Below are 26,470 nucleotides of genomic sequence, written 5' to 3' on the forward strand. Positions count from 1 at the left end.
ACGGGGATGCACCTGGCCATCGGCATCTTCATGGGGATCCTGTACTTCTCGCTGGTGATGATCGCGGTCGACATGATCCTGATCAGTGATCGGTCGTGGATCCGGGCCGCCGAGTGGATTCGCGGCCGCCGTGGCGGGGCTGAATCGGAATCTGATCCCTCTTCGCCAATTGTGATTTAAGTCACAATAAAGTTAGCGTCATAACTCGAGTTCGGTCACTTCGTTACTAAGAATGTGATTCGATTGTCGCTCGGCAAACTTCCTCGTGAATAACTTTACGTTGCGATCCGTGCGTTAACTTCCAATAAAAATGAAATCAAGGAGCCATCCTCGATGAGTAAGCTTGCCAAGAATTCCCTGGCAGTAGGCCTGGCGACACTGATCGCCACAGCCGGACTGTCATTCTCAGCCAACGCGGCGGTCGACACCAAATCCCACGCCTCCGCACGGTTCGTCACCGGCACGCTCGGAACAACCTCGCTCGACGACGTCGTCAAGCTTGAGGGCACCAAGGCGTCCAACCCGGCCAACGACCCCGAGGACACCTCGGACCAGCTCAACGACGACAACGGTCCCAACGCGAACCCGCTTAGCGTCACGGTGCTGAAGGCCATCCCGATCAACTTCCCAGGCGGGATCGACTTCAACCTGGCCGATATTCTCAGCCCGGGTGCAGGCACGGCCGCGGCCAACCAGTACAGCAGGGCCGGGTCGACGAGCACGGCCGACGCGTACTCCGGCGCCGTTGCCGACACCGGCGCCATCCTGAACCCCGACAACACGACTTTCCCGTCGAACGCCACGCTCTCCCTCACAGGTGGCCAGCTCGACATGGCGAACCTCACCTCGTTCAAGTTGACGACCGGCGCGCCCGCCGGCTCGGCCCGCCTCTCCGGCGGCGAAGCGGTCCGTGACTACCAGATCGGCACCGTCAAGCTCGACCTCGGAGTGCCGCTGCTCGCCGACATCACCAAAGACATCGACGGCGCCGTCAACACGGGCCGCGGCAACATCAACGACGTCAGCCTCTCGCTCGACGACGTGTGCCCGTTGGTCGGCGACACCCTTAATGTCAGTCTCGCAACTCTGAAGGCGCTCCCGGTCGTCGGGCCGCTGATCGAGGCGATCGATCTGGCCACACGGCTTCCGGCCGACCTGAACCTGTGCAAGCTTCCCGACGCTCTCCCGACGGAGCTGCAGAACCAGCTCAAGAACGTCGTCGAGCTCAACGCCACGGGCCTCGGCACCGTCAACAGCGGCCTCACCAACTTCACCAAAGACGGAGTCACCGTCAACTTCGCCACCGGCAAGGTCACGATCGACCTGGAGAAGGTCCTGGAAGCCAGCGACCCGAGCCTCAACATCGACGAGCTCGGCCCGAACACCGACCTCGTGAAATTCCTCGCCGATGATCTCATCGCCGGCAAGGTAAAAACCACTCTGAAATCGGCTTTCGCCGACATCATCAAGCAGGTCACCGACAATGTCGGTGTCGAGGTCAAGGTGGGTGGCAACGTCGTCATCCCGAAGGTCGACATCTCCGGTCTGACGGCACCGCTGCAGACCGCTGTCGACGGACTGTCGACCGCGCTCGACGCGATCGGCACGCCGATCGACGAGGCCTTGGCCACCCTCACGACGAACCTCCAGGAGCTCCTGGCCCTCACGGCTAACGTGCAGCCCGATAAGGGTGTCAGCACCGGCTCCGGGCCAGCGACAACGGTCGACCCGGCAGTGCTGGGCAAGGACTACTCAGTCGCCGCGCTTAAGATCGCGGTCGCTCGCGGTAACCTGGCCAGCGTCAAGCTTGCCGACGCACTGGTCGGGCTCGATGCTGCCGATGTTGCCGACGACAACCAGTCCGACACACAGGCCGACGCGGGCACGCAGGCCGACACGGATACGCAGGCCGATACACAATCCGACACGGACGCGCAGGCCGACAACGGCGACGTGGCAGCTGACACCTCCGACGCCGATGCCGTTGCGGACTCGGACTCGCAGGCTGACGCCGACGTGACGACGACGCTCCCGAGCACGGGTGCACCGAACCTGATGCCGTTCTGGATCCTTGGTCTCGCGCTGCTGCTCTTCGGTGGTGCCGTCCTGGTCAACGAGAGGCGTCGACTCGGCAAGATCTAGTCGGTACACCACGACTGCCGGTCGCCCCCTGGCGCCCGGCAGTCGTGCGTCCGGCCCTCAGAGACCGCCCCGACCAGCGCTTCGGAAGGAGAGCATGACGGTTGAGCCACACGACTCCGCGTCGCCGCAGACGTGGCAGAAGTGGGTCATCACGGGATTCGGGGTCCTCGCCGTGGCACATGCGGCGCTGCTGATGCTGTGGCTCGCGCCGTCGAGCCCCATACGCAGCTCGGTCGGCAGCACCAATCTCGCTTCGTACGTCGACCCCTACTTCCAGCAGAGCAACGACACCGTGGGTCTCGGCGCCCAGTACGTTGATGAGTCGTTCAGCATCCGGGCCTACGTCCGGCATGACGTGAAGGCAAAGCCGACCCTGACGAAGTGGCTTGATGTGACGATGACCGAGGACCGGTCGTCCGGTCGCGACCCCGACCCGGCTCGGGTGCACCTGATCGCGCGGCGTCTGGCCGCCAACCTCAACCTCGCGATGTTCGGCCTCGAGCCCGCCCAGCGCAAGTTTGTGCGCAAGATCGCCGCTGACGACACGACCAGCGACGTACGGGTCCGACTGGAGAGCGCAGGCAAGAGCCAGCAGACGACACGCACGTTTCAGGCGTACGACCAGATGGCCACACAGTTTGCGTCGCTCTACGCCCGCTCGGCCTTCAAGAGCGACGTGCTCCAGGTGCAGTTCCGGGTCGGTCGGCGCACCGTGCCGCCCTACGCCCAGCGCGATTCGAAGATTCTGACCGATGTCCCCTTCCTGTTCTTCGACTTCGGCTGGCGCCCGGCATTCCGCGGCTCGGTCGAAGCGCGCACTGCCTTCGACTCCTACGTGAAAAAATGACATGGCGGCAAAGACCCCCGCGAGGGAAATCCTGCCGAGGCCGGTCCGGATGAGGCGGGTCATGGAGAGCCTCAGCGGTTCCACAGCCCAGGCCCGGAGGTGGCTGGACTCGTGGGCGTTCGGCCGCAAGCACGCCCTTCGTGGCGCGGCTGCCTGCCGGATCGCCACCGGACTGTCGGTGCTGGGGTTGTTGCTGTCGAACCTTAGCTCCCGCGACTTGTGGGTGGGGCAGGCATCAATCTGGGCCGAGCCCGCACGGGTTATCAGCCGGTTTCCCGAACTCGCTCTTCTCAAGGGGGTGAGCGGAGACATCCTGACCCTGGTCTACGTGGTGACCATGCTGGCGGCGCTAGCCTTCGTTGGGGGTTGGCACACCAAGGCGGCCAACGTCATCACGTTCGTGGGGTTTATCGCGATTGTCGGTCAGAACCCCGTGGTCGGCGCGCAGAGCGACAATCTCGTCCGCCTCACGCTGCTCTGGATGCTGATGATGCGAACCGCTGAGCACTGGTCGCTCGACTGTCGTCGCCGTGCACACACCACCGAGGACGATCGCGAGTCGCGAGCCCGGGAAGACGATGTGCTGCCGGTCTGGCTCTCGACGGGCCTTCACAACATCGGGCTCTTCAGCCTGGCGACGCAGGCGATCCTCACCTACATGGCCGGTGGCCTCGACAAGATCTCCCAGAGCGAGTGGCGGCACGGGACGGCGCTGTACTACACGATGCAGCTGCCCGAGTACCGCCCGTTCCCCGGGCTGTCCGACCTTCTGAGCCAGAACAGAGTGGTGCTGGCCAGCCTGACGTACGCCGTGCTGCTGGTACAGCTGTTCTTCGGGCCGTTGCTGCTCAACCCGGTCACCCGCCGCCTCGTGCTGGCCCTGGCGGTGGCGGTCAGCGTCTTCTTCGCCGTGGTGTTCGCGCTGCCCTGGAGCTCGCTCGCCACGATCGCGGTCACGAGCCTCTTCGTCGCCGACACCACGTGGCAGCGCATCGAGACAGGCGTGCTGCGGGGGGCTCGGCCGGCCGGCGACTGGATCGTCGACCGGGGCTATGCCATCGCTGACAAGGTCGATGACGCGCGTTACCGTTTTGTGCTGCCGGTCATCGACCGGGTACGCGAGACGTTCTCCAGGCGCTGACCCGAGGTGGCGTGCCGTGTCACAGCAGGCTGGTGGACAGGCGACGTCCCGACAGCACCAGAGCGATGACCGGCACCGTGAGCACGGCAGCAGCAGCATTGAGGGTGCCGAACCCGCTGGCCGCGACGACGACTCCCGCGAGCAGGCCACCCATGGCGCCGGCGAGATTCATCGTCAGGTCCGAGAAGCCCTGCACGACCGGCCGGACGTCGTGGTTCAACGAGGCAGTGAGCATGGCGGCGCCCGCGATGACCGAGGCCGACCAGCCGATGCCCAGCAGCGTCAGGCCGATCGTGATCTGCAGGTCGGAATCGCCCGACGTACCGGCCACCAGGACGGCGAGCAGCAGGATGGACTGTCCGAGCAGGATGGTGCGATCGGAGCCCCAGGCGTCGCTGAGCCAGCCCATGACTGGGGAGAGGGCGAACATCCCGGCGATGTGCAGGCTGATGGTCAACCCGATCAGCTCGAGCGCCGCGCCGTGGTCCTGCATGTGCACCGGGGTGAGCGTCATGACCGAGACCATGACGGCGTGGGATGACGCGATGGCGTAGACCGCGGTCAGCGTGCACCCGCGCATGTGTGGCAGAGCGGCCCGGATGCCACGAGCCCTCGGAGCCGCACCGGCGACGCGAACGAGGGGGTCGGGTCGGAGGAGGGCGAACGTCAGCACTCCGGCGATGCCGAAGCCTGCCGCGGAGAACATCATTGGTCCGGCGAGGTCGGGCACTCCGACCGTTCGGGCGAACGAGGCACCCGGGCCGGTGAGGTTGGGGCCGATCACCGCACCGATCGTGGTGGACCAGACCACGAGCGAGAGGGCGCGGCCGATCTGTCGGGGATCAGCTCTGTCGACGGCCGCGAACCGTGACTGCAGGTTGGCGGCAGTGCTGGCGCCGAACAGCAGCAGACCGAGAAGGATGATCGTGAGGGACTCGGTGTCGGCCCCCACCACCGTCACGGCGGCGCCTGCCGCGCCACTGAGCCAGCCGAGTGTCAACGCGGGTCGGCGGCCGGCGCGTGCAGCGAGGGACGACAGCGGGATCGTGAACACCGCCGCACCGAGCGTAAGCATGACCACGGCCATGCCGGCCCACCCCGAGGAGCCGGTGACGTCCTTGATCAACAGCGAGCCGACCGCGATGCCGGCGCCGTTGCCGATGCCACCGACGACCTGGACGAGCGCGAGGACCATCACGACACGACGCTGGACAGACCCGCCGATGGCGACGGGGGTGGAGATCTCGGTCACCCGAGCAATCTACCGAACTACCAGATGGAGACCCGGTCGGCCGGATCGAGCCACAGGGCATCGTCCGTGCCGACCGAGAACGCCTCGTAGAAGGCGTCGATGTTGCGCACGACCTGGTTGCAGCGGAACTCCGGCGGGGAGTGCGGGTCGACCGTGAGGCGGCGTACCGTCTCGGCGGGGCGCACCTTGCCCTGCCAGGCCTGCGCCCACGAGACGAAGAAGCGCTGGTCAGGGGTCAGGTCGTCGATCGATGTCGCCTCGGGCTCGGTGAGGCGGAACGCCCGGTAGGCAATGCCGAGCCCCCCGAGGTCGCCGATGTTCTCGCCGATCGTCAGGGAGCCGTTGACGGTGCGGTCGTCTGCGCCGTCAGGGGAGAGGGTGTCGTACTGCGCGACGAGCGCCGAGGTGAGCTTTTCGAAGGAGTCGCGGTCGTCGTCGGTCCACCAGTTGCTGAGGGCACCGGTTCCGTCGTACTGCGAGCCCTGGTCGTCGAAGCCGTGGCCGATCTCGTGGCCGATGACAGCTCCGATCGCCCCGTAGTTGACGGCATCGTCGGCGTCGGCGTGGAAGAACGGAGGCTGCAGAATTGCCGCGGGGAACACGATCTCGTTCATCGTCGGGTTGTAGTAGGCGTTGACGGTCTGCGGCGTCATGTACCACTCGTCGCGGTCGATGGGTGCGCCGATCTTGGCCAGCTCGCGATCGGTGGCGACGGCCAAGGCGCGCCGGGCGTTGCCCAGCAGGTCGTCGGGGGCGGTCTCGAGCGCGCTGTAGTCGCGGAAGGTCTCGGGGTGGCCGATCTTGGGGTTGAAGGTGTCGAGCTTGTCGTGCGCCCGCTTCTTGGTCTCGTCGCTCATCCAGGGCAGGGCGGAGATGCTCTCGCGGTAGGCCTCGAGCAGGTTGCCGATGAGCTCACCCATGCGCTCCTTCGAGGCGGGCGGGAACTCGGTGCGGACGTAGATCTGGCCGACTGCCTCGCCCATCGCACCCTCGACGAAGCCGACGCCACGCTTCCAACGCGGACGGAGCTCGTCGGTGCCGCTGAGGGTGCGGCCGTAGAACTCGAAGCTGGCGTTGACGAACGGCGAGGAGAGGTAGGGCGAGGCGCTGTGCACAACTTGCCAGCGCAGCCAGTCCTTCCAGGCGTCGAGCTCGCCGGGCGAGTCCTGCGCGGCGACGAGCAGAGTCTGGAGTCCTTCGAGGAACGAGGGCTGCGACACGACGACGTCGGCCAGGACCGGCGCCGGCACCCGGGCGCCGCTGGACCACGACGTCCAGTCGAACGCCGGGAGAAGCGCTCGGAGCCCGTCGATCGTGAGGGGGTTGTAGGTCTTCTGCGCATCACGGCAGGCGACCCGGTCCCAGTGGAACGTGGCGATGCGCGTCTCGAGGTCCATGATGCGTTGCGCCCGACCCGCGGCGGCGTCGAGGCCGGCGAGCCCCAGCATCGTGGTGATGTGGTCGACGTAGGCCTTGCGGATCGTGGCGGACTCGTCGTCGCGGTAGTAGGACTCGTCGGGCAGCCCGATGCCCCCCTGGCTGAGGTGGGTGACGTAGCGGTCGGGGTTGCCGCGGTCGGGAGCGATGTACATGCCGAAGATGCTGCCGACGCCCTGGCGGTCGAGGATGCCGAGAGTCTCGACAAGACCGGCGACGTCGGTCACCGCGTCGACCAGTGCGAGCTCGGTCTCGAGCGGCTGCGCACCGAGGGCCTCGATGCGGTCCTCGTCCATGAAGCTCGCGTAGAGGTCAGCGATCTTGCGCTGCTCGTCGTCGTCGGGGGACTGCCCGGCGGACTCGATGATCTCGCGCACCTTGGCCTCGGCCTCGTCGACGAGGACGACGAAAGAGCCGGCTGTGGCTCGGTCGGGCTTGATCTCGGTCTCACGCAGCCATGGCCCGTTGACGTGCCTGAAGAGGTCGTCCTGGACGCGGATCGTGGTGTCGAACTGGGTCATGTCGATGCCGTTGGTCACGCACGTAGGCTACACATCGTGAGCAAGAGCCTGCCAGCCCGAATGACCGTCATCCGCACCGAGCAACTGGCTCCTGCGATGCGTCGGGTGGTCTTCGGAGGAGTCGGTTTCGCCGATTTCCTGACGCGTCACGTCGAGCTGAACGACCGCGCTCCGGGCGGTGCCTTCACCGACGAGTACGTCAAGCTCGTCTTCCTTGCCGATGGCTTCGAGTACCCCGAGCCGCTCGATCTCGACCTGGTCAAGGACACCATGCCGAAGGAGGCGTGGCCGGTCCTCCGCACCTACACGATTCGCTGGGTCGACCCCCACGCAGAGGAGGTCGCGATCGACTTCGTGGTGCACGGCACCGACGCGCACGACGGGCCCGGCGTGGCAGGGCCGTGGGCCGCGAACGCCCAACCTGGCGTCGTGCTGCACCTGCGTGGGCCCAGCGGCGCCTATGCGCCCGATCCGAACGCCGACTGGCTCCTGTTCGTCGGCGACGAGGCCGGCCTCCCGGCGATCGCGGCCTCGCTCGAGGCGCTCGCACCCACTGACCGGGCTGTCGCGTTCATCGAGGTCGACGGTCGGGCCGACGAGATCGAGCTGACGACCGTCGCCGACCTCGAGGTGCACTGGCTGCACCGGGGTGACGCCGAGCCCGGCTCGACGACGCTGCTCGACGATGCTCTTCGCCGTTGGGACTGGAGGAACGGACGCGTGCAGGCATTCATCCACGGCGAGTCGGCGCTTCTCAAGACCGTCCGACCACACGTGCTCGATGACCGCGGAGTGGCCCGGGTCGACGTCTCGGTGTCTGCCTACTGGCGGCGTGGCGCCACGGAGGAGGGTTTCCGGGTCTGGAAGGCCGAGCAGTACGACCCCGTCATGCGACCGGGGGCATCCTGAGGGTGCGCGGCCGGTAACCTCATCGGGTGACTGAACTGCGCAACGTGGCCGTCATCCTCGCCGGTGGCACCGGGACGAGGGTCGGTATGGCCATCCCCAAACAGCTCATCAAGATCGCCGGCAAGACCATCATCGAGCACACCATCGCCGCCTTCGAGGCGTCATCGCTCGTCGATGAGATCGTGATCCTCATGGCGCCGGGGCACCTCGACCCCGTGCGGGCCATCGTGCAGAACGGCGGCTACGACAAGGTGACCCAGATCGTCGAGGGCGGTCAGACGCGCAACGAGTCGACGAGTCGCGCCCTCGAGGCGCTGGGCACGCAGGAGTGCAACGTCCTGTTCCACGACGCGGTGCGTCCGCTCGTGTCGCAGACCATCATCAGCGACGTCGTGTCGGCCCTGGCCACCCACGAGGCCGTCGACACCGCGATCCCGTCGGCCGACACGATCGTGCGGGTCCACGACACGCCCGCCGGGGTCACCGAGACGATCGAGGATGTATTGCCCCGGCACCTCCTGCGGCGGGGGCAGACCCCGCAGGCGTTCCGGCTGTCCGTGATCCGCGAGGCCTACGGGCTGGCCTGGAAGGACCCGGGGTTCACCGCGACCGACGACTGCACCGTGGTGCTCCGCTATCTGCCAGAGGTGCCGATTGCCGTGGTGCCGGGGCACGAGCGCAACATGAAGGTCACCGAGCCGATCGACGTCTACATCGCCGACAAGCTCTTCCAGCTGCACTCCGCCGACACCCCCGCGCAGCTCACCGACGAGCAGTACCGCGAGGCGCTCGCCGGCAAGACCATGGTGGTGTTCGGCGGGTCGTACGGCATCGGTGGCGACATCGCCGACCTCGCCCGCGGGTTCGGCGCGACGGTTCACTCGTTCTCGCGGTCCTCGACCAACACCCACGTCGACAGACGTCCCGACATCGCGGCCGCGGCGTCGCTGGTGCTCAAGGAGACCGACACCGTCGACTTCGTGGTCAACACTGCTGGGGTGCTCCCGATCTCCGAGCTGGCCGAGACGTCGGAGGAGACCATCTTCGCGGCGACCGAGATCAACTATCTCGCGCCGATCTTCATCGCGCAGGAGTTCTACCCGCACCTGGCGGCGTCGGGTGGCTCGCTGCTGCTGTTCACGTCGTCGTCCTACACCCGCGGTCGCAAGGGCTACTCGTTGTACTCCTCCGCGAAGGCTGCGGTGGTGAACCTGACCCAGGCGCTCGCCGACGAGTGGTCGGGCGAGGTGCGGGTCAACTGCGTCAACCCCGAGCGCACCAGCACCCCGATGCGCACCAAGGCGTTCGGCGAGGAGCCCGACGGCACGCTCCTCAGCTCGATGGAGGTCGCCCGGCAGTCGCTCGACGTCCTGCTCGCCAACCAGACCGGGCACATCATCGACATCCGTCGTGAGGGCGGCCCGGCTGCCACGGGTGGCGGGTCGTCGTGAAGGCCCTCATCAACGTCCTGCTCGTGATCGTGGTGGTGGTGTTCATCGCCGTCGTCGTGTTCCTGATCAGAACCTCGGGGTCCGATGACAAGACGGCGCAGGCCGAGCCGACGGACAAGCCCATCGTGTACATGGGGACCGGGGGAGTGGTCGACAACATCGAGCGTCGCCTCGAGGCCCGGACGGGACGCGACCTCCGGATCAAGTGCCCCGAGAAGGTCGATGAGGCCATCGGCACGACGTTCCGTTGCAGCGTCCGCTACGCGGGTCTTGACGACATCATCTCGAAGGCGGCTGTCAAGATCGACGGCCCCGGCGGCGAGTTCAGGTGGAAGTCCGAGTCGGTCGTCAAGGCTCCCTGACCTCCCTCGCCCGCCCCAGCCGTCCGCGCTGGCAGTGACGCTCTTGTGGCGACACGCCGGTCGTGGCCACAAGAGCGTCACTGCCAGCGGGAGCGCAGGCGGCGGACCGGGACAGTCACGGCGGGTGGGAGGAGAAGGGCCGCACCGTAAGCGGCTGTGCCGACGAGCGCGCCGTGGCGCCGCACGCGCCGCGACCATGCCCGCGACATCCATCGCGGCGTGTCGTCGACCGTGGCGAGGCCGAGCTCGAGTGCGCTACGGAAGTAAGGGCTCTCCCACACCTCGTGCGACGGTCGAACCCCAGAAGCCAGGAGGGCCTCGACGCGATCGACGATGGTCTCGTTCGCTGGTCGGTCACGGCCTCCAAAGTAGCCCCCGTGCCAGTCGGCGTCGGGCGAACCGATGTCGTCATCGATGATCTGGTCGAAGGTGCGCAGCAGCCCGCTGTCGAGGAAGACGTGGTTTCCGTAGCGTTCGTTCACCCCGAGGTCGAGGACGAGCGCGACCCGGCAGCCGTGGTCGATCGCCTCCAGGCATGCCGTGGACGACATCGTCAGCAGCAGGTCGACATCGGGCAGTGCCTGCGCGATGGGTGAGTAGTCGATGCGGAAGTTGTCCGGCACGTCCTCGTCTGCCACCAGGTCGGCCGGGTGGTGCGCCATCCGGTGGAAGGTGTCCTCGCCAGGCCGGTGCCGGGGCTTGAGGACGACGTCACGGTCAGGATGTGCGCGGGCATAGGCGATGAGTCGGCGGTAGACGTGACGTCTCTCGACGGGGGAGGCCGGCACGGTGGGTTGGTCGGCGAAGAGCACCGACGTGATGGGGCCGGTGCGCGCGGGGCTTGGAGTTCCGGACAGGAACGGCAGCCCGCTCAGCACGAGGTTGTCCATCGGCAGCCCGAGCGTTGCCCCGACCGTGCGGAAGTAGGCGAGGTCGTGCGCGGAGTTGACGGCGACGACATCTGTGCCGGCCCGGTCGAGATACCCCGCGGTGATCTTCTCGATGATGATGCCGACCCACCCCGACACGAGAATCGGCCCGGGCTCCGGATCGGGCCCGTGTCGTCGTGGCGACGCGAGGGCGACCTCGATCGTGAGCCGTCGCGTCATCGGCCCGGACAGCGCGCAGACCACGACCCCGGACGCGACCGCCTCGGACACCAGGTCGGGCCACGACACGTAGTGGACGAACTCGAAGCCTGCGTCGTGGATCTGCTCGGTCGACAGTGCCGAACGGGTGTGGGGCACGACGACGCGGCAGGCGAAACCACGTGCCTCCAGCTCGTCGCGGATCCCGGCGCACCACTTCAGCTGCGAATCGAAGGCGGCGACGAGCAGGGCGGTCCGTCGGGGAGGAGGTGACACTCGCGCACCGTATCTGTCCCAGGGCCGCCCAGCCGGCGAGGAGCGGATCGTTCACGAGCTGTTGGTCGACGGTTGCGGGGTTGGTCGGTTCCGGTGCGCCCAGCGGCGCGGCAGCCCCGGCAGGACCCGGGACGTTCGTGCCCCCGGGTGCTGGCGTTCATGCCGATGACGTGCGTCCTTCCTAGCGTTCATGGGGAAGTCATCGAGCCTGACCGAGGGAGCGCTGTGAGCCAGGATGTCGTCACCACCGGCACGCCCGTCGTGCTGCCGCGCCCGGCAGCCGTGTGCGCCGTCATTCCGGCCCGCGGGGGCTCCAAGGGTGTGCGGCGCAAGAATCTCCGTCTCCTCGGGGGCGAGCCGCTGGTGGCGCGCGCCGTTCAGGCGCTGTTGGCCAGCGACACCGTCGACACGGTCTTCGTGACGACCGACGACAGCGAGATCGCGACGGCCTCCCGTGCCGCAGGGGCTTACGTCATCGACAGACCGGCAGAGCTCGCCGGAGATCTCGCGTCCTCGGAGTCTGCTCTGCTGCACGCCCTTGGCGCGATCGCCTCGATGGGTGGGCTGCCGGACGTGACGGTGTTCGCGCAGGCCACCAGCCCGTTCCTGCGGTCGGCCGACATCGATCGCGCCGTCGCCATGGTCGTCGACGACACGTGCGACGTCGCGTTCAGCGTCGTGCCGTCGGACGTACATCTGTGGCGGGTCGGCGCCGACGGCCCCGAGGGCGTCAACCACGACGCGCTCGTCAGGCAGCGTCGGCAGGATCGTGCGCCCGGGTGGACGGAGACGGGAGCGTTCTACGCCATGCGTACGAGCGGCTTCATGGAGCACGGGCACAGGTTCTTCGGTCGGCTGCGGCTCGTCGACGTCGACCCGTCCGGGGCGCTCGAGATCGACACTGAGCACGACCTGCGACTTGCCGAGCTGATGCAGGCCCACCGGCTATGGGACGTCGACCGGACCACGGCGTCGGGCGGGACGCCGTCGCCGATCGACGCTCGCGCCGTCGTGACTGATTTCGACGGCGTGCACACCGACGACCGGGTCATCGTCGACCAGCACGGCATCGAGTCCGTCATGGTCAACCGGTCCGACGGCATGGGCGTCGCCCAGCTGCGTCGCGCTGGCATCCCCTTCTTGATCCTGTCGACCGAGACCAACGCCGTGGTGCGCGCCCGCGCCGCCAAGCTGGGGGTCGACGTCGTGGACGGCTGCGCCGACAAGCTCGCGGCGCTCATCGAGTGGGCCCGGGAGAAGGACGTGTTGCTGCGTGACATCGCCTACCTCGGCAACGACGTCAACGACGTCGCCTGCCTCCGGGCCGTCGGTTGGCCCGTGGCCGTTGCCGGCGCCCATCCCGATGCTCACAGGGCATCCACGATCGTGCTTCGCCGCCACGGTGGCGACGGAGCCGTCCGCGAGCTCGCTGACCGCGTGCTCGCCGGGTTCGACGCACGAGTGACCACTCCGCCACGACGAAAGGCACGACCATGAGCAAATGGGTACAGATCGGCGACGAGATCGTTGGAGCAGGGCGTCCCACGTACGTCATCGGTGAGATCGGCATCAACCACAACGGCGACGTCGCCGTGGCCAAGAAGCTCATCGACGTGGCTGCCCTGGCGGGCGCACAGGCAGTCAAGTTCCAGAAGCGGACGCCGGCGATCTCGACGCCGTCGGACATGAAGAACACCCGTCGCGAGACGCCATGGGGGGAGATGAGCTATCTCGAGTACCGCTACAAGGTGGAGCTCGAGCGTGAGCAGTACGCCGAGATCGCTGCCCACGCGCTGACGCAGGGCGTCGACTGGTTCGCGTCGCCGTGGGACGTGCCGTCGGTGGAGTTCCTGGAGGAGATGGGCGTCTCGACGCACAAGGTCGCCTCGGCCTCCGTCACTGACATCCCGCTCCTGCGGGCGATGGCCGCGACGGGCAAGCCGATCATCCTCTCGACGGGGATGAGCACGATCGAGCAGATCGACCGTGCCATCGAGGTGCACGGAACGAACAACCTGGTGATCCTGCACGCGACCTCGACCTATCCGCTCCCTCCCGAGGAGGCCAACCTGCACATGATCCCGGTGCTCTCCGCCCGCTACCGCGTGCCGGTCGGATACTCGGGTCACGAACGGGGTCTGCAGATCTCGGTCGCCGCGGTGACCCTCGGGGCGACTGCGGTCGAGCGCCACATCACCCTCGACCGGTCGATGTGGGGGTCCGACCAGGCAGCGAGCCTCGAGCCGCACGGCTTCATGAGCCTCGTGCGCGACATCCGGGTCATCGAGAAGGCCTTGGGTGACGGCGTCAAGCGGGTCATGCCGGGCGAGTTCGCCCAGATGAAGCGGCTGCGCCGCGAGCCCGACAGCACGGTGCTGTCGCTGTGAGCTGGCGCAGGAGGGGGATGGGAATGTCGGGAGCCGCGAGGTGACCGAGACCCCCAGGGTGCTGCTGGTCACCGACTCGGACTCCTACGTCAAGTGGGGTGCGGCCTTGGCCAACCAGCTCCCAAAGGACTGGACGGTTCACCTCGTGCTTGCGCGCGGGAATGCCGAGCCGAGCCCGAGGCAGCTGTCCGAGGCGCTCGACGGGACGCGCTTCGACGCCGACGGGGTTCCGCGTGTCGGGCTGCGGCAGCTGCGTTCCCTGCTCGACGAGTGGCGGCCGGACGTGTTGGTCGCCGCCACCCGCGGGCCGGCCGTGCAGGCGATGGTCAGCCTGATCCCCAACGCCTCGGATCGGCCGGTGGTGGTCAGCGGGTTGGCGGGCATCTCGGTGCCCGTCATCGGGTACGGGCTCGGGTTCCGTCGCGCCGTCGACGTCTTCGTGGTGCACAGCAGGCGCGAGCTGCGGGAGTTCGCGCAGGCGAGCATCGAGCGTGGCATCCCCCACACATACGGGCTGGCGACCCTGCCGTTCCTTGCGTCGGCGCCGCGGCCTGCCGAGCCTGACTCGATGCGCAGCGTCATGGTGGAGGTGCCGGTCCGCAACCGCATCGTGTTCGCAGGTCAGGCCATGGTCCCGGCTTCCCGGCGTGAACGCCTCTGGCTGCTGCGTCAGCTGATCGAGACGGCTCGTGCCCACCCGGCGCTCGAGGTCGTCATCAAGGTGCGCGCCCGCGAGGGTGAGCCGCAGACCCATGTGGAGCACTACTCGTACGAACGACTTCTGGTCGGCCTGTTGTCGGCGGGCGAGCACATCCCTGCCAACCTCGTCGTCGAGAGCGGAGCGATGAGCAGGCACCTCCGGCGCGCAGTGGGGCTCGTGACCGTCAGCTCCACGGCACTGCTCGAGGCGATCGATGAGGGCATCCCGGCCCTCGCGCTCACCGACTTCGGCGTCGGTGCCGACCAGATCAACATCGTGCTGATGGGCAGCGGGCTGCTGGGCACCGCGCGCGACCTGGTGGACGCCGAGTTCCGTCACCCCGAGCCGTCTTGGCTGGACGACAACTACTTCCACGACTCGTCGGCCAACTCCTGGCTCGCCCGCGTGGAGGGCCTGCTGGCACTGCGGAGAACGACCGGGATGCCGGCCTACCCCGAGCTGAAAAACACCTCGATGAACCGTGTGCGCGCCATGCTCTTGCGCAAATTCGCCTTCGTCCCAGAGCAGGGAACCCGACGCGAGGTCGTGGAGTCACGGCTGCTGGCGGTGGGCCTGTGGGTCAATCGTCACCGTGGCGCGCTGGGAGTGACGTTCTTGAGGCGACGCGCCGGTTATGGCCGCAAGAGCGTCACTCCCAGCGCGGGCGGGACGGAAGTCAGGTGCCGTTGGCTCCGCGCTCCTTCGCTGCGCTCCACGCGCGGTCGCGTATTTCCATGGCGTCCTCGCAGGCAGCGACGAACCGCGCCGTAGCGACCCCGGGCGTCGGATCGCCGAGGTAGTGCTCGATCAGGTCGGTGTGCGCCGGGCCGGACGGGTCGGCGGTCAGTGCTCGGGCGACAGCAACGGCGGCATCGTCACCCACCGCGAGCTGGGGCACGACGTCCATGAGCCGGCTGGGTGGGTACGGCACGGCGGGCGTGGTCACGAGCATCGGCTTGCCGGTCGGCAGCCAGCTGAGGGTCACCGCCGAGACGTCCGTGACGAGGAGGTCGGAGTCGGCGAACGACTGCTCGATGGGCACCGAGGTGTCGACCCGGTCGGCCAGGGCTCGCACCACGGCGTCGGCGGCGGCGTACGACGCCCGGATGACGCCGTTGAGAGGGTGAGGCCGGTAGATGACGCGGTAGGTGCCCGACAGAGCCGTCATCAGCGCTGTGCCATGCGTCTCGAGCGAGCCGTACGACACCGACGGCTGGGAGGCCTCCCAGGTGGGGGCGTAGAGGACGGTCTGACGTCCATCGGGTGATCGTGCTGGCACCACGGCGGGCGCCCCGTCGAGCTGGGGCTGCCCGATCAGCACGCTCCGCGCGACGGCGTCGTAGAGCATCACCGACGTGGCGGTTCGGTCGAGGGCCGCTTGCCCGGCCAAGAAGCAGAAGTCGTACGCCTTGACCTGGTTGGAGACCGAGACCGCCTTGTCACTGTCTCCGTGACCGAGGTAGACGTGCACGACGGAGGTGAAACGCAAACTCTCGAAGTTGACCGGGTCGTGGTTGACGTAGAGCGCGAGCCTGACGTCGCTGAGGGACAGGATCTCGTCGAGCTGGCCGTAACGCGCGAGCGTCACGCAGTCGAAGCCGGTCTCGTGGCGCACGACCCGTGCTGTCCGCGAGTCCTTGAAGACGCACACGACGGGGTGGACGTCGTCAAGCGCCTTCAGCGCGTGATACCAGGGGCGGAGCTGGTAGAGGCTGTCCTGCGGAGTGGGAAAGTAGAGCACGACCTGCTGGGTGAACGCCACGCCGAGCCGCGACTCGTCGGTCAGCTTGTCGGGCATGCCGACCGGGAGGAACCGCGAACGACGCAGGCGGCTGATGGCCCACAGCTGCAGGCGTCGGATGATGCCGACCCTTGCCTCAGAGGCCATGGTCGTCGAGTGCCCTGCCGCTGGTGAAGTGCGGAGCAAGCTTGTTGTCGTACATGCTCAGGGCCGCGCCGATCGCCATGTGCATGTCGAGGTACTTGTATGTGCCGAGGCGACCGCCGAACAGGACGTCTGTCTCACCCTTGGCCATCTCGCGGTAGGCCAGCAGGCGCTCGCGGTCCTGTGCGGTGTTGATCGGGTAGTACGGCTCGTCGCCGCGCCCGCTCGCATCGTGCTCGGCGAACCGGCTGAACTCGCGCATGATGACGGTCTTGTCGGTGGGGTAGTCGCGCTCCGGATGGAAGTGCCGGAACTCGTGGATGCGGGTGAAGTCGATGCCGGGGTCGGCGTAGTTCATGACAGGGGTGCCCTGGAAGTCGCCGATCGGCAGCACCTCGGTCTCGAAGTCGAGCGTGCGCCACGACAGGTCGCCGTGCGCGAAGTCGAAGTAGCGGTCGACCGGCCCGGTGTAGACGATGGGCACCTGCCCGACCGTCGCAGCCTGGTGGAAGGGCTGACCCTCATCGAAGAAGTCGGCCTCGAGGGTCACCGTGATGTTGGGGTGGTCGGCCATGCGCTCGAGCCAGGACGTGTAGCCGTCGGACGGGAGTCCCTCGTGGGTGTCGGAGAAATAGCGGTTGTCGTACGTGTAGCGGACCGGCAGCCGGGCGATGATCTCGGCGCTGAGGTCGCGGGGGTCGGTCTGCCACTGCTTGGCCGTGTAGCCCTTGATGAATGCCTCGTAGAGCGGCTCGCCGATCAGCGAGATGGCCTTCTCCTCGAGGTTCGCCGGCTCGTGCGTCAACATGGCGGCCTGCTCGACGACCCAAGCCCGGGCCTGGTCGGGCGTGTAGGCGGCCCGCTGGAACTGGTTGATCGTGCCGAGGTTGATCGGCATCGGGAAGACCTCGTCGCGGTACGTCGTGTAGACGCGGTGCTGGTAGGGCGTGAAATCGGTGAAGCGGTGGGCGTAGTCCCAGACCCGCTCGTTGGAGGTGTGGAAGAGATGCGCGCCGTAGCGGTGGATCTCGATGCCCGTCTCGGGCTCAGCCTCGCTGTAGGCATTTCCGCCGATGTGGGTGCGCCGGTCGATGACCTGCACCTTCAGGTCGAGCTCGCGGGCGCACCGGTCGGCGATCGTCAGCCCGAAGAATCCCGAGCCCACGACCAGGAGGTCGGCGTCGGTCACGACAGGCCCTGCGGGATCTCGGCGGGCACGTCCGCAGGGTCCATCGGTCGCCAGGTCGTGTCGTGCCAGAGCTTGCGGCTGGCGCGGAAGCCGCGAACCAGGTCACCGACGCCCTTCAACGTGTGCTGCACGACGACGAGCCGGAACACCTCCTTCGCGAGTGTCAGAGCGGTGCCGAGCCCGAACCCGAACCGGTTGAGCTTGCCGTACTCGTCGAAGTACTGCCCGACGTACGCACGGTTGCGAATGACGTGGAAGCGGAAGAGGGCACTGCCGTCGTTGAGGTGACGGATCCCGAGGTTGATCTGCTTCTGCTCGCGTTTGCGCTTGAGCACGAACGCGTCGACGTAGACGACATCGGTGTGCTGGGCGGCGATCCAGGCATACGTGGCATCGTCCCAGGAGATGAAGAAACGAGGGTCGGGCAGACCGATCTTGCGAACGATGTCGGCGTGGATGAGCATTCCCTCGAAGGTGCCCGAGTTGGTGAGCGCGTAGCCGTCGCGATTGAACTGCTTGCGGCCGTAGGGCAGTGGCACGCCCAGGAACTCGTTGAACTTGGCCTGCCAGTAGAACGGAGACCCGTCGAAGTCGTAACGACGGCCGTGGATGACCTTGAACCGCTGCATCCAGGGTGCGAACTGCTCGATCGCATCGGGCAGGATCTCGACGTCGTCGTCCATCAGCCACACCCAGTCGGCGCCGAGCTCGAGCGCGACCCGTGTGCCTTCGCTGAACCCGCCGGAGCCGCCGGTGTTGGTGTCGAGACGGTGGTTGACGATCATGCCGTCAGGGAACCTGCCCGTCGCCTCTGCGATGACGTCCTGGGTGTCGTCGGTGCTGGCGTTGTCGACGACCACGATGCGGAACGGCGGGGTGTCCATCACGGCGGCGCTGGCGAGGAGCTCTCGGAGGTAGGTCGATCGGTTGAACGTCACGATCGCGATGGCGATGTTCCCGGGAGCCGATTTCACCAGCCAACCCTATCGTGCGGGAGAAGCCTGTTCAGCCGTCGTCGCCGATGTCGGTGCCGATCCTCCCGCAGCCGCGGGGTGGACTGTGCACCGACCAATCACTGCTGCGGCTCGACCTCGACCTCGTCGTCGGTGGGTTCGGGGGCGTAGGAGATGCCGCGGTAGCCAGACCGCTCGGCGTCCGACCTGGCGATGAAGGCGTCGATCGTGGCTTCGAACGACTCGAGTGTGCGTTGCTCCGGCGGCCCGAGCAGGTAGGTCGCCAGCTTCGCGCGGGCGGCAGCGGCGCCGTCGGCGGACCTGCTGGTGACGACGTCGATGAAGTCAGTGATGCCGCGGCCGTCGCGGCCCAGCGTGATGCCGGCGCTGGTCGAGGGATACTCCTCGCGGAAGGCGTCGTCGTGGAGATCGGTGTGGTTGAAGACCGCGTAGGGCTTCTCACTGGCGAGGAAGTCGCTGACGACGCTGGAGACGTCCGTGATGAGCGCCGACGACCGGTTGAACCACTCGTTGATCGAACCACCCTTGATGACGCGGTGGTCGATGCCGGTGAGAACCGCGGCGTCGTCGAGGAGGCTGGCGATGCGAATCAGCACGGTGCGGTACTTGGCATCGCGCTGTCCCGTGAACGGGTGGGCCTTGAAGACCACACGCACCGGCGGGTCGGACGCGAGCAGCGCCTCCACGATCTTCATCCCGAGCGCCGAGACCGATGAGTACTCCTGGTCGTGGTTGACCCCCTCCCACGTGGGTGCGTAGAGCACGGTCGGGACGGACTCCCCGCCGAGAAGCGGTTCTGCAGTGATGCCGTGGACCTGTGGACGGCCGACGTAGCGGTACTGGTCCTCGTGCACGCCAAGACCTGAGCGGCGATAGCGGTCTGCGCCTGCCTCGCCGGCGACCCAGAGCTCGTCGTAGGCGCGGGAGAAGGGATTGTTGGACGCGCTCTTGTCGCTGTCGCCGTGCCCGATGAAGGCGCTCATGAGGGTCGGGAGCCGCAGCAGGTGGATGTTGTTGCCTGTGTTGGAGGGGTAGAGCGCGATGCGCGCCGACGAGAAGTCGAGCATCATGAGCTCGCCGGGATCCATGAGCTCGAGGGACGGGATCGTCGTCGACCCCATCTTCGCGAACAGCGGGTGGTCGCGCAGGATGATGAAGACCCGGCGGTCCAGGAACTGCAGGCTCTCCAGCCAGGTGTTGATCTGATAGTTCGCCGTCGCAGGTCCGCTGAGGTGCACGACGACCTCGGGCTGGTATTCGTCGAGAAAATCTTGGATCTCGCGCAGCGGGCCGGTGAAGCCGGTCTTCCGCTTCTGCTGGCGCATGCGCCACGACGATCGCACGTCGGGGATCGTCACGAGCAGGAGCAGCGTGACGGCCGCGACCCCCGCGAGCGCGATGGCGATCGAGGGCGCACCGAGCAGCGCGGGCGCCAGGACGAGGAGCTGGGTCAGCGCGACCTCGGCGATGCGACGGGGCGGATCCTGATGGATGCGGGGTGAGCCCGGAATGTTGCGAGTCTCCATCGCCTTCAGCGGTCCGACCAGGCGGTACTCCTCGTGCAGTGCGCGGGCGCACAGCACCATGGCGTAGCCGACGGCGAAGAACACGAAGGCACGTACGGCCCAGTCGCTGTCGAGCTGGTCGCTGGCGAGGAGCCCGACCACCACTCGCAACGTGAAGCGCATGGGCATGCCGAACGATGCCTGGGCGAGCAGCTCCGAAGCCTTCGACGTCCGGTTCTCGAAGACGACCTCCCCGGCGACCGACACCAGCAACAGGACCAAGGCGCCGATCTCGAAGCCGAGGACGGCGCAGAGGAGGGCGAGAAAGAGCGAGCCGACCGTCATGGCGAGGCCCGGCAGCTCCTCGGTGCGGCCCAATCTTTGGGTGGCCGCCTGAGCAGCTCGAACGGGCGAGACCATGGCCACGAAATTATCACGCCGGGCACGTCGTCACCCTGCGATGACGTCGTGGCGTGCTGCGCCAGAGGAAGCGGACTGTACCCACCTCGATCGCCTTCACCGACCCACCGGATGCAATTTTCCTCGACCGGGAGTAGCGTGCCGTCGGAGCCGCCAGGGGAGCGGCGTCGACCTGCGAATCGGGGCCACCATGATCCACACCGCCGACGGCACCTTCCGCCTCGACGCCAACGCGTTCGACTACATGATCGTCGCTCTGTACTTCGTCGTCGTGATCGGCATCGGGGTTCTGGCCAGGCGCCAGGTGTCGACAAGTCTGGACTTCTTCCTCTCCGGGCGGTCTCTTCCGGCCTGGGTGACGGGCCTCGCGTTCATCTCGGCCAACCTCGGCGCTGTCGAGATCATGGGCATGTCGGCCAACGGCGCACAGTTCGGCGTCGCGACGTTCCACTACTTCTGGATCGGCGCAGTGCCGGCGATGTTGTTCCTCGGCATCGTGATGATGCCGTTCTACTACGGTTCCGGTGTTCGCAGCGTGCCCGAGTTCATGCGGCGACGCTTCGGCACAGGGGCCCACCTGGTCAACGCGATCAGCTTCGCCATCGCGCAGCTGCTGATCGCCGGCATCAACCTCTACCTGTTGGCGACGATCGTGAACCGGTTGCTGGGGCTGCCGCTGTTCGTGTCACTCGTCGCAGCGGCCATCATCGTGCTCAGCTACATCACCCTCGGCGGTCTGTCGGCGGCGATCTACAACGAGGTGCTCCAATTCTTCGTGATCGTCGCGGCGCTGCTTCCGCTGACCCTGATCGCGCTGCACAAGGTTGGTGGCTGGCAGGGCATCAAGGACAGGGTCCAGCCCAGCAGCGAGCAGCTCTCATCGTGGCCGGGCACCGACCTGACCGGGATCGAGAATCCGGTGCTCTCGGTCATCGGGCTTGTCTTCGGCCTCGGCTTCGTCCTGTCGTTCGGCTACTGGACGACCAACTTCGTCGAGGTGCAACGAGCCATGGCGTCCGAGTCGCTGTCCTCAGCCAGGCGGGCGCCGATCCTCGGCGCCTTTCCGAAGATGTTCATCCCGTTCATCGTCATCATCCCCGGCATCATCGCGGCGATCGTCGTCCCGGAGATCACCAACCTGAAGTCCGGCAGCGGTGACACGAACGGTGCGACGTACAACGATGCGATCCTGCTCCTGATGCGCGACCTGCTGCCCAACGGCATGCTCGGCGTCGCGATCGCGGGGCTCCTGGCCTCGTTCATGGCGGGCATGGCGGCCAACATCTCGGCGTTCAACACGGTCTTCAGCTACGACATCTGGCAGCAGTACATCCGTAAGGACAAGCCAGACAGCTACTACACGTTCGTCGGACGTCTCGCCACGGTGGGTGCCACGGTCATCGCGATCGGTACGGCCTACTTCGCCGCCAACTACGACAACCTGATGAACTACCTCCAGACCCTCTTCGGATTCTTCAACGCACCGCTGTTCGCGACGTTCATCCTCGGAATGTTCTGGAAGCGGATGTCCGCCTCGGCCGGCTGGATCGGGCTCGTGTCGGGCACCTTTGCTGCCATCGCCGTGGCCTACCTCAGCGAGGACGCGTTCGGCAGCTTCAGCGTCGGGGTCCTCAGCCTTAGGGGCCAGGGGGCGAGCTTCGCCGCGGCTGGAGCGGCATTCATCGTCGACATCGCGGTGAGCGTGGCCGTCACGATGTTCACGAAGCCCAGGGTCGAGAAGGAGCTCGTCGGACTCGTCTACTCCTTGACGCCCAAGTCGACACGGGTCGACCCGAACGAGGCGTCTCTGCCGTGGTGGCAGTCGCCCACCAAGCTCGCGGGCATCGGGCTCGTCCTCGTCATCCTCCTCAACCTGCTGTTCCGATAGGGGCTTCGCATGACAGACAAGACACCCGAGACGGACAAGACACCTGACGACACGACACCCAAGAAGAAGGCCGGGGCGCTCGACATCAGGTTCGTCATTGCCGGGCTTCTCGGCGCCTACGGCATCATCCTGACCCTGCTGGGCCTGTTCAACGCCAGCAAGGAGGAGCTTGCCCGCGGTGACGGCTACAACGTCAACCTGTATGGCGGGATCGGCATGATCGTCGTGGCACTGCTCTTCGCGGCGTGGGCCCGATGGCGTCCGCTGATCGTCCCCGACCACAAGGACTAGGCGCCTGCCGCGCCGCTCGCCTGGTGGGGAGGTGGGCGGGGCACCGGTAACATCTGCGCAGTGAGCACGCCTGAACAAGCCCCGGTCTCCCATCGCTACACCAGCACCCTCGCGGGCGACATCGAGAGCCGCTGGCAGGACCGCTGGGACGCAGAAGGAACCTTCGAGGCGCCCAACCCCGTCGGTGACCTCGCGGGCGATGTCACCGGTGACAAGTACTTCATCATGGACATGTTCCCGTACCCCTCTGGCGCGGGTCTGCACGTCGGTCACCCGCTCGGATACATCGCCACGGACGTCGTCGGACGCTACCGCCGCATGTGCGGTGACAACGTCCTGCACGCCCTCGGCTACGACGCGTTCGGTCTCCCCGCGGAAATTCACGCCGTGCAGACCGGCGAGCACCCTCGGACCAACACCCTCGCCAACATCGCCAACATGCGCCGCCAGCTGCGCCGGCTCGGGTTGGCGCACGACCCGCGACGCAGCTTCGCCACGATCGATCCCGACTTCGTCCGCTGGACCCAGTGGATCTTCATCCAGATCTTCGAGGCCTGGTACGACGAGGACGCGGGCCGAGCGCGGCCCATCAGCGAGCTGCGTGCCGAGTACGAGTCGGGGGAGCGCACGGCTCCCGATGGCGCGGCCTGGGCAGACCTCGCGCCTCTCGAGCGGCGCATCCTGATCGACTCGCGCCGCCTCGCCTACATCGACGAGTCGCCGGTCAACTGGTGCCCCGGCCTCGGCACGGTGTTGTCCAACGAGGAGGTCACCGCCGATGGCCGCAGCGAGCGCGGCAACTTCCCGGTGTTCACCCGCAGCCTGCGCCAGTGGAAGATGCGCATCACTGCCTATTCGGACCGCCTGATCGACGACCTCGATCGGGTCGACTGGCCTGAGTCGGTCCGCAGCATGCAGCGCAACTGGATCGGCCGATCACACGGGGCACGGGTCAGCTTCCGGGTCGACGGTGTCGCGGCGCCGATCGACGTCTTCACGACGCGGCCCGACACGCTCTTCGGTGCCACCTACGCCGTGCTGGCCCCCGAGCACGCGCTGGTCGACGTGCTCACGACCGACGAGTGGCCGGGCGGCACGCCCCGCCTGTGGACCAATGGCGTGGACAACCCGGTCGAGGCCGTTGCGGCCTACCGGGCGATGGCTGCGGCCAAGACCGACCTCGAGCGGCAGGAGAACCGCGACAAGACCGGCGTCTTCACCGGCTCGTTCGCGACCAACCCCGTCAACGGGGCCTCCATCCCGGTGTTCATCGCCGACTACGTCCTCACGGGGTACGGCACCGGCGCGATCATGGCCGTTCCGGCGCAGGACGAGCGCGACCACGAGTTCGCCGAGGCGTACGGGCTGCCGATCATCCGAACGGTGCAGCCGCCGGAAGGGTTCGACGGTGGAGCGTGGACCGGCGACGGTGCGGCCATCAACTCGTCCAACGCGGACGTGTACGAGGCAGGCATCAGCCTCGACGGCCTCAGCATTGAGGAGGCCAAGGCCGCGATCATCAGCTGGCTACAGCTCAACGGCGCCGGCGAGGGTACGACGACCTACCGGCTCCGCGACTGGCTCTTCAGCCGGCAGCGCTACTGGGGCGAGCCGTTTCCGATCGTCTACGACGAGGCCGACCAGCCGATCGCGGTGCCCGACTCGATGCTCCCTGTCGAGCTGCCGGAGGTGCCCGACTACCTGCCCAAGACCTTCGAGCCCGACGACGTTGACAGCGAGCCCGAACCCCCGCTGGCACGCGTCCCCGAGTGGGTCAACGTCGAGCTCGACCTCGGCCACGGCCTCCGGTCGTACCGGCGCGAGACCAACACGATGCCCAACTGGGCCGGCTCCTCGTGGTACGAGCTGCGCTACGCCGACCCGCACAACGCCGATGCGCTCGTCGACCCCGAGAACGAGCGTTACTGGCTGGGTCCGCGCAAGCCCGGCGAGACAGGTGGAGTCGACCTCTATGTGGGTGGGGTCGAGCACGCCGTGCTGCATCTCCTCTACGCCCGGTTCTGGCACAAGGTCCTGTTCGACCTCGGCCACGTGTCAAGCGAGGAGCCGTTCCACCGCCTCCTCAACCAGGGCTACATCCAGGCCGACGCGTTCCAGGACTCCCGTGGGGTCTATGTCCCGGCGGACGAGGTCGAGGAGCGCGTCGACGACGCGGGCACCTCAAGCTGGTGGTTCGAGGACCAGCCCGTCACACGTGAGTACGGAAAGATGGGCAAGAGCCCCAAGAACGTCGTCACGCCTGACGACATGTACGAGGCATATGGCGCCGACACGTTCCGGGTCTACGAGATGTCGATGGGCCCGCTCGACATGTCCAGGCCGTGGGAGACCCGCGCCGTCGTGGGATCGCAACGGTTCCTGCAGCGCGTGTGGCGGCTGCTGGTCGACGAGGACTCCGGTGAGCTCGCGGTCGACGAGGCCGAGCTCGACGCAACAACCCTCCACGTCCTGAACGTCACGATCGACGGCGTGCGGGGCGACATGGAGCACCTGCGCTTCAACACCGCCGTGGCGAAGCTGATCGAGCTGACCAACCACCTCACCAAGGCGGGCGTGCGCAGCCGAGCCGCCGTCGAGCCGCTCGTGCTGATGCTGGCACCGCTGGCTCCGCACATCGCCGAGGAGCTGTGGTCGCGGCTCGGGCACCCTGACTCGTTGACCCGCGAGCCCTTCCCGGAGGCCGATCCGACCCACCTCGTGTCGGTCTCGGTGACGTGCGTCGTGCAGGTGCTCGGCAAGGTGCGGGGCAAGATCGAGGTCAGCCCCGACATCTCCGACGATGACCTCACGGCGCTCGCTCTCGCCGAGCCGAACGTGGTGAGGACGATCGACGGTCGGGATATCCGCAAGGTCATCGTCCGAGCGCCCAAGCTCGTCAGCATCGTGGTGTGACGCCCACCACAGCCGGATAGGGTCGTGACCATGACAGCCGCTTCCTCCGTCGCCATCGTCACAGACTCGACGTCGTCGCTCTCACCGGAGGATGCCGCACGCGAAGGCATCACGGTCGTGCCTTTGCAGGTCATCATCGGCGCCGACGTCTACACCGAGGGCGTCGACGTCACCGCAGACATGATTGCCGACGCGCTTGCCTCCTTCGTCCCGGTCAACACGTCACGTCCCACCCCGGACGACTTCCTCAAGGTCTACGAACGGCTTGCCGCGGAGGGGGCCACGGCGATCGTCTCGGTCCACCTCAGCGCCAAGATGTCGGGCACCCTGGACTCGGCTGTGCTGGCCTCGAAGCAGTCGTCGGTGCCCGTGACGTGCATCGACTCCACCCAGGTCGGCATCGCGACAGGCTTCGCCGCCGGACGGGCAGCCGAGGCCCGGGATTCCGGTGACGACGTGATGTCCATCGCGGAGGCGGCCCGCCGCGCCGGCGAGTCGTCGACAGCACTGCTCTACGTCGACACCCTCGAGTATCTGAGGCGGGGCGGACGCGTGGGAGCCGCAGCCGCGCTGATCGGCTCCGCCCTGGCGGTCAAGCCGATCCTGACGATCACCGACGGCCTGGTCGTGCCGCTCGAGCGCGTGCGCACCCAGGCGAAGGCGCTGGCGAGGGTCGAGGCGCTCGCCGTCGAGCGAGCCGGCTCGTGCGCCGACGGCTTTCAGATCGGGGTTCAGCACCTTGCCAGCCCGACGATCGCTGCGGCGGTCGCCGGGCGCCTCGCTGCCGCGCTCGGCCTCGAGTCGATCCCCGTCGACGAGGTCGGTGCGTCGATCGGCGCCCATGTCGGCCCCGGCATGATCTCGGTGACTATCACGCCCCGCTGCTGACATC

Annotated in this window: 21 protein-coding genes; 14 read left to right on the forward strand and 7 right to left on the reverse strand. The window is 67.2% G+C overall.

What is annotated here, in order from left to right:
* The 4 genes from H7290_RS13085 to H7290_RS13100 all read left to right on the forward strand — a co-directional run.
* Nucleotides 1-180 (forward strand): hypothetical protein (locus H7290_RS13085; protein WP_290514455.1); only part of this gene is annotated, 180 nt, incomplete at its 5' end.
* Nucleotides 181-333: 153 nt separating this feature from the next.
* Nucleotides 334-2,142, forward strand: coding sequence for a choice-of-anchor G family protein (locus H7290_RS13090; protein WP_290514456.1), 1,809 nt, complete (start codon nucleotides 334-336; stop codon nucleotides 2,140-2,142).
* A gap of 94 nt (nucleotides 2,143-2,236) precedes the next feature.
* Nucleotides 2,237-2,989 carry a DUF5819 family protein gene (locus H7290_RS13095; protein WP_290514457.1) on the forward strand — a complete coding sequence of 251 codons (753 nt, stop codon included), beginning with the start codon at nucleotides 2,237-2,239 and terminating at the stop codon, nucleotides 2,987-2,989.
* Between the two features lie 61 nt (nucleotides 2,990-3,050).
* Entirely contained in the window at nucleotides 3,051-4,130 is a 1,080-nt protein-coding gene (locus H7290_RS13100; RefSeq protein WP_290514458.1) for an HTTM domain-containing protein, read from the forward strand.
* Between the two features lie 19 nt (nucleotides 4,131-4,149).
* On the opposite strand, the gene H7290_RS13105 is transcribed toward H7290_RS13100, so the two are convergent.
* Together H7290_RS13105 and H7290_RS13110 are read right to left on the reverse strand one after the other, a co-directional pair.
* Nucleotides 4,150-5,382, reverse strand: coding sequence for an MFS transporter (locus tag H7290_RS13105; protein WP_290514459.1), 1,233 nt, complete (start codon nucleotides 5,380-5,382; stop codon nucleotides 4,150-4,152).
* Between the two features lie 17 nt (nucleotides 5,383-5,399).
* Complete coding sequence (locus tag H7290_RS13110; protein ID WP_290514485.1) at nucleotides 5,400-7,340, reverse strand: M13-type metalloendopeptidase; 1,941 nt, start codon at nucleotides 7,338-7,340, stop codon at nucleotides 5,400-5,402.
* 36 nt (nucleotides 7,341-7,376) lie between these two features.
* On the opposite strand from H7290_RS13110, the gene H7290_RS13115 reads away from it, so the two are divergent.
* Genes H7290_RS13115 through H7290_RS13125 form a run of 3 tightly spaced genes read left to right on the forward strand, consistent with a single transcriptional unit; the run spans nucleotide 7,377 to nucleotide 10,062 of the window.
* Nucleotides 7,377-8,249 (forward strand): siderophore-interacting protein, encoded by an 873-nt coding sequence (locus H7290_RS13115; RefSeq protein ID WP_290514460.1) that lies wholly within the window; start codon nucleotides 7,377-7,379, stop codon nucleotides 8,247-8,249.
* A gap of 26 nt (nucleotides 8,250-8,275) precedes the next feature.
* Entirely contained in the window at nucleotides 8,276-9,700 is a 1,425-nt protein-coding gene (locus H7290_RS13120) for a bifunctional cytidylyltransferase/SDR family oxidoreductase (protein ID WP_290514461.1), read from the forward strand.
* A complete protein-coding gene (locus H7290_RS13125) occupies nucleotides 9,697-10,062 on the forward strand; it encodes a hypothetical protein (protein ID WP_290514462.1) in 366 nt (121 codons plus the stop codon). Before H7290_RS13120 ends, H7290_RS13125 begins: the two co-directional genes overlap by 4 nt.
* Nucleotides 10,063-10,139: 77 nt before the next feature.
* On the opposite strand, the gene H7290_RS13130 is transcribed toward H7290_RS13125, so the two are convergent.
* A complete protein-coding gene (locus H7290_RS13130) occupies nucleotides 10,140-11,426 on the reverse strand; it encodes a DUF6716 putative glycosyltransferase (protein ID WP_290514463.1) in 1,287 nt (428 codons plus the stop codon).
* A gap of 225 nt (nucleotides 11,427-11,651) precedes the next feature.
* On the opposite strand from H7290_RS13130, the gene H7290_RS13135 reads away from it, so the two are divergent.
* The 3 genes from H7290_RS13135 to H7290_RS13145 are packed head-to-tail and all read left to right on the forward strand — an operon-like array spanning nucleotide 11,652 to nucleotide 15,284.
* Nucleotides 11,652-12,923, forward strand: a complete 1,272-nt coding sequence (locus H7290_RS13135) for an acylneuraminate cytidylyltransferase (RefSeq protein WP_290514464.1) — start codon at nucleotides 11,652-11,654, stop codon at nucleotides 12,921-12,923.
* Nucleotides 12,920-13,813, forward strand: coding sequence for an N-acetylneuraminate synthase family protein (locus tag H7290_RS13140; RefSeq protein WP_290514465.1), 894 nt, complete (start codon nucleotides 12,920-12,922; stop codon nucleotides 13,811-13,813). The genes H7290_RS13135 and H7290_RS13140 overlap by 4 nt, the downstream gene beginning before the upstream one ends.
* A gap of 40 nt (nucleotides 13,814-13,853) precedes the next feature.
* Complete coding sequence (locus H7290_RS13145) at nucleotides 13,854-15,284, forward strand: DUF6716 putative glycosyltransferase (RefSeq protein ID WP_290514466.1); 1,431 nt, start codon at nucleotides 13,854-13,856, stop codon at nucleotides 15,282-15,284.
* Here the strand turns inward: H7290_RS13145 and H7290_RS13150 are convergent.
* The 4 genes from H7290_RS13150 to H7290_RS13165 all read right to left on the reverse strand — a co-directional run bounded on the left by H7290_RS13150 (nucleotide 15,190) and on the right by H7290_RS13165 (nucleotide 20,486).
* Nucleotides 15,190-16,401 (reverse strand): CDP-glycerol glycerophosphotransferase family protein, encoded by a 1,212-nt coding sequence (locus H7290_RS13150; protein ID WP_290514467.1) that lies wholly within the window; start codon nucleotides 16,399-16,401, stop codon nucleotides 15,190-15,192. The genes H7290_RS13145 and H7290_RS13150 overlap by 95 nt on opposite strands.
* The gene (glf, locus tag H7290_RS13155; protein ID WP_290514468.1) at nucleotides 16,391-17,587 is read right to left on the reverse strand and encodes a UDP-galactopyranose mutase; all 1,197 of its coding nucleotides are present in this window, start codon (nucleotides 17,585-17,587) and stop codon (nucleotides 16,391-16,393) included. Before glf ends, H7290_RS13150 begins: the two co-directional genes overlap by 11 nt.
* Nucleotides 17,584-18,561 carry a glycosyltransferase gene (locus H7290_RS13160; RefSeq protein WP_290514469.1) on the reverse strand — a complete coding sequence of 326 codons (978 nt, stop codon included), beginning with the start codon at nucleotides 18,559-18,561 and terminating at the stop codon, nucleotides 17,584-17,586. The genes glf and H7290_RS13160 overlap by 4 nt, the downstream gene beginning before the upstream one ends.
* 98 nt (nucleotides 18,562-18,659) lie before the next feature.
* The gene (locus H7290_RS13165) at nucleotides 18,660-20,486 is read right to left on the reverse strand and encodes a CDP-glycerol glycerophosphotransferase family protein (RefSeq protein WP_290514470.1); all 1,827 of its coding nucleotides are present in this window, start codon (nucleotides 20,484-20,486) and stop codon (nucleotides 18,660-18,662) included.
* Nucleotides 20,487-20,676: 190 nt separating this feature from the next.
* Between H7290_RS13165 and H7290_RS13170 the strand changes: the two genes are divergently transcribed.
* From H7290_RS13170 to H7290_RS13185, 4 genes are read left to right on the forward strand one after another with little or no spacing between them, the layout of a single operon-like run.
* Nucleotides 20,677-22,374 (forward strand): sodium:solute symporter family protein, encoded by a 1,698-nt coding sequence (locus H7290_RS13170; RefSeq protein WP_290514471.1) that lies wholly within the window; start codon nucleotides 20,677-20,679, stop codon nucleotides 22,372-22,374.
* 9 nt (nucleotides 22,375-22,383) lie between these two features.
* Nucleotides 22,384-22,665 carry a hypothetical protein gene (locus tag H7290_RS13175; RefSeq protein WP_290514472.1) on the forward strand — a complete coding sequence of 94 codons (282 nt, stop codon included), beginning with the start codon at nucleotides 22,384-22,386 and terminating at the stop codon, nucleotides 22,663-22,665.
* Nucleotides 22,666-22,725: 60 nt separating this feature from the next.
* Nucleotides 22,726-25,578 carry a leucine--tRNA ligase gene (leuS, locus tag H7290_RS13180; RefSeq protein WP_290514473.1) on the forward strand — a complete coding sequence of 951 codons (2,853 nt, stop codon included), beginning with the start codon at nucleotides 22,726-22,728 and terminating at the stop codon, nucleotides 25,576-25,578.
* A gap of 30 nt (nucleotides 25,579-25,608) precedes the next feature.
* Entirely contained in the window at nucleotides 25,609-26,466 is an 858-nt protein-coding gene (locus H7290_RS13185; protein WP_290514474.1) for a DegV family protein, read from the forward strand.
* Nucleotides 26,467-26,470 lie beyond the last annotated feature (4 nt).

This window comes from Aeromicrobium sp. (assembly GCF_014378035.1).
GTDB lineage: Bacteria > Actinomycetota > Actinomycetes > Propionibacteriales > Nocardioidaceae > Aeromicrobium.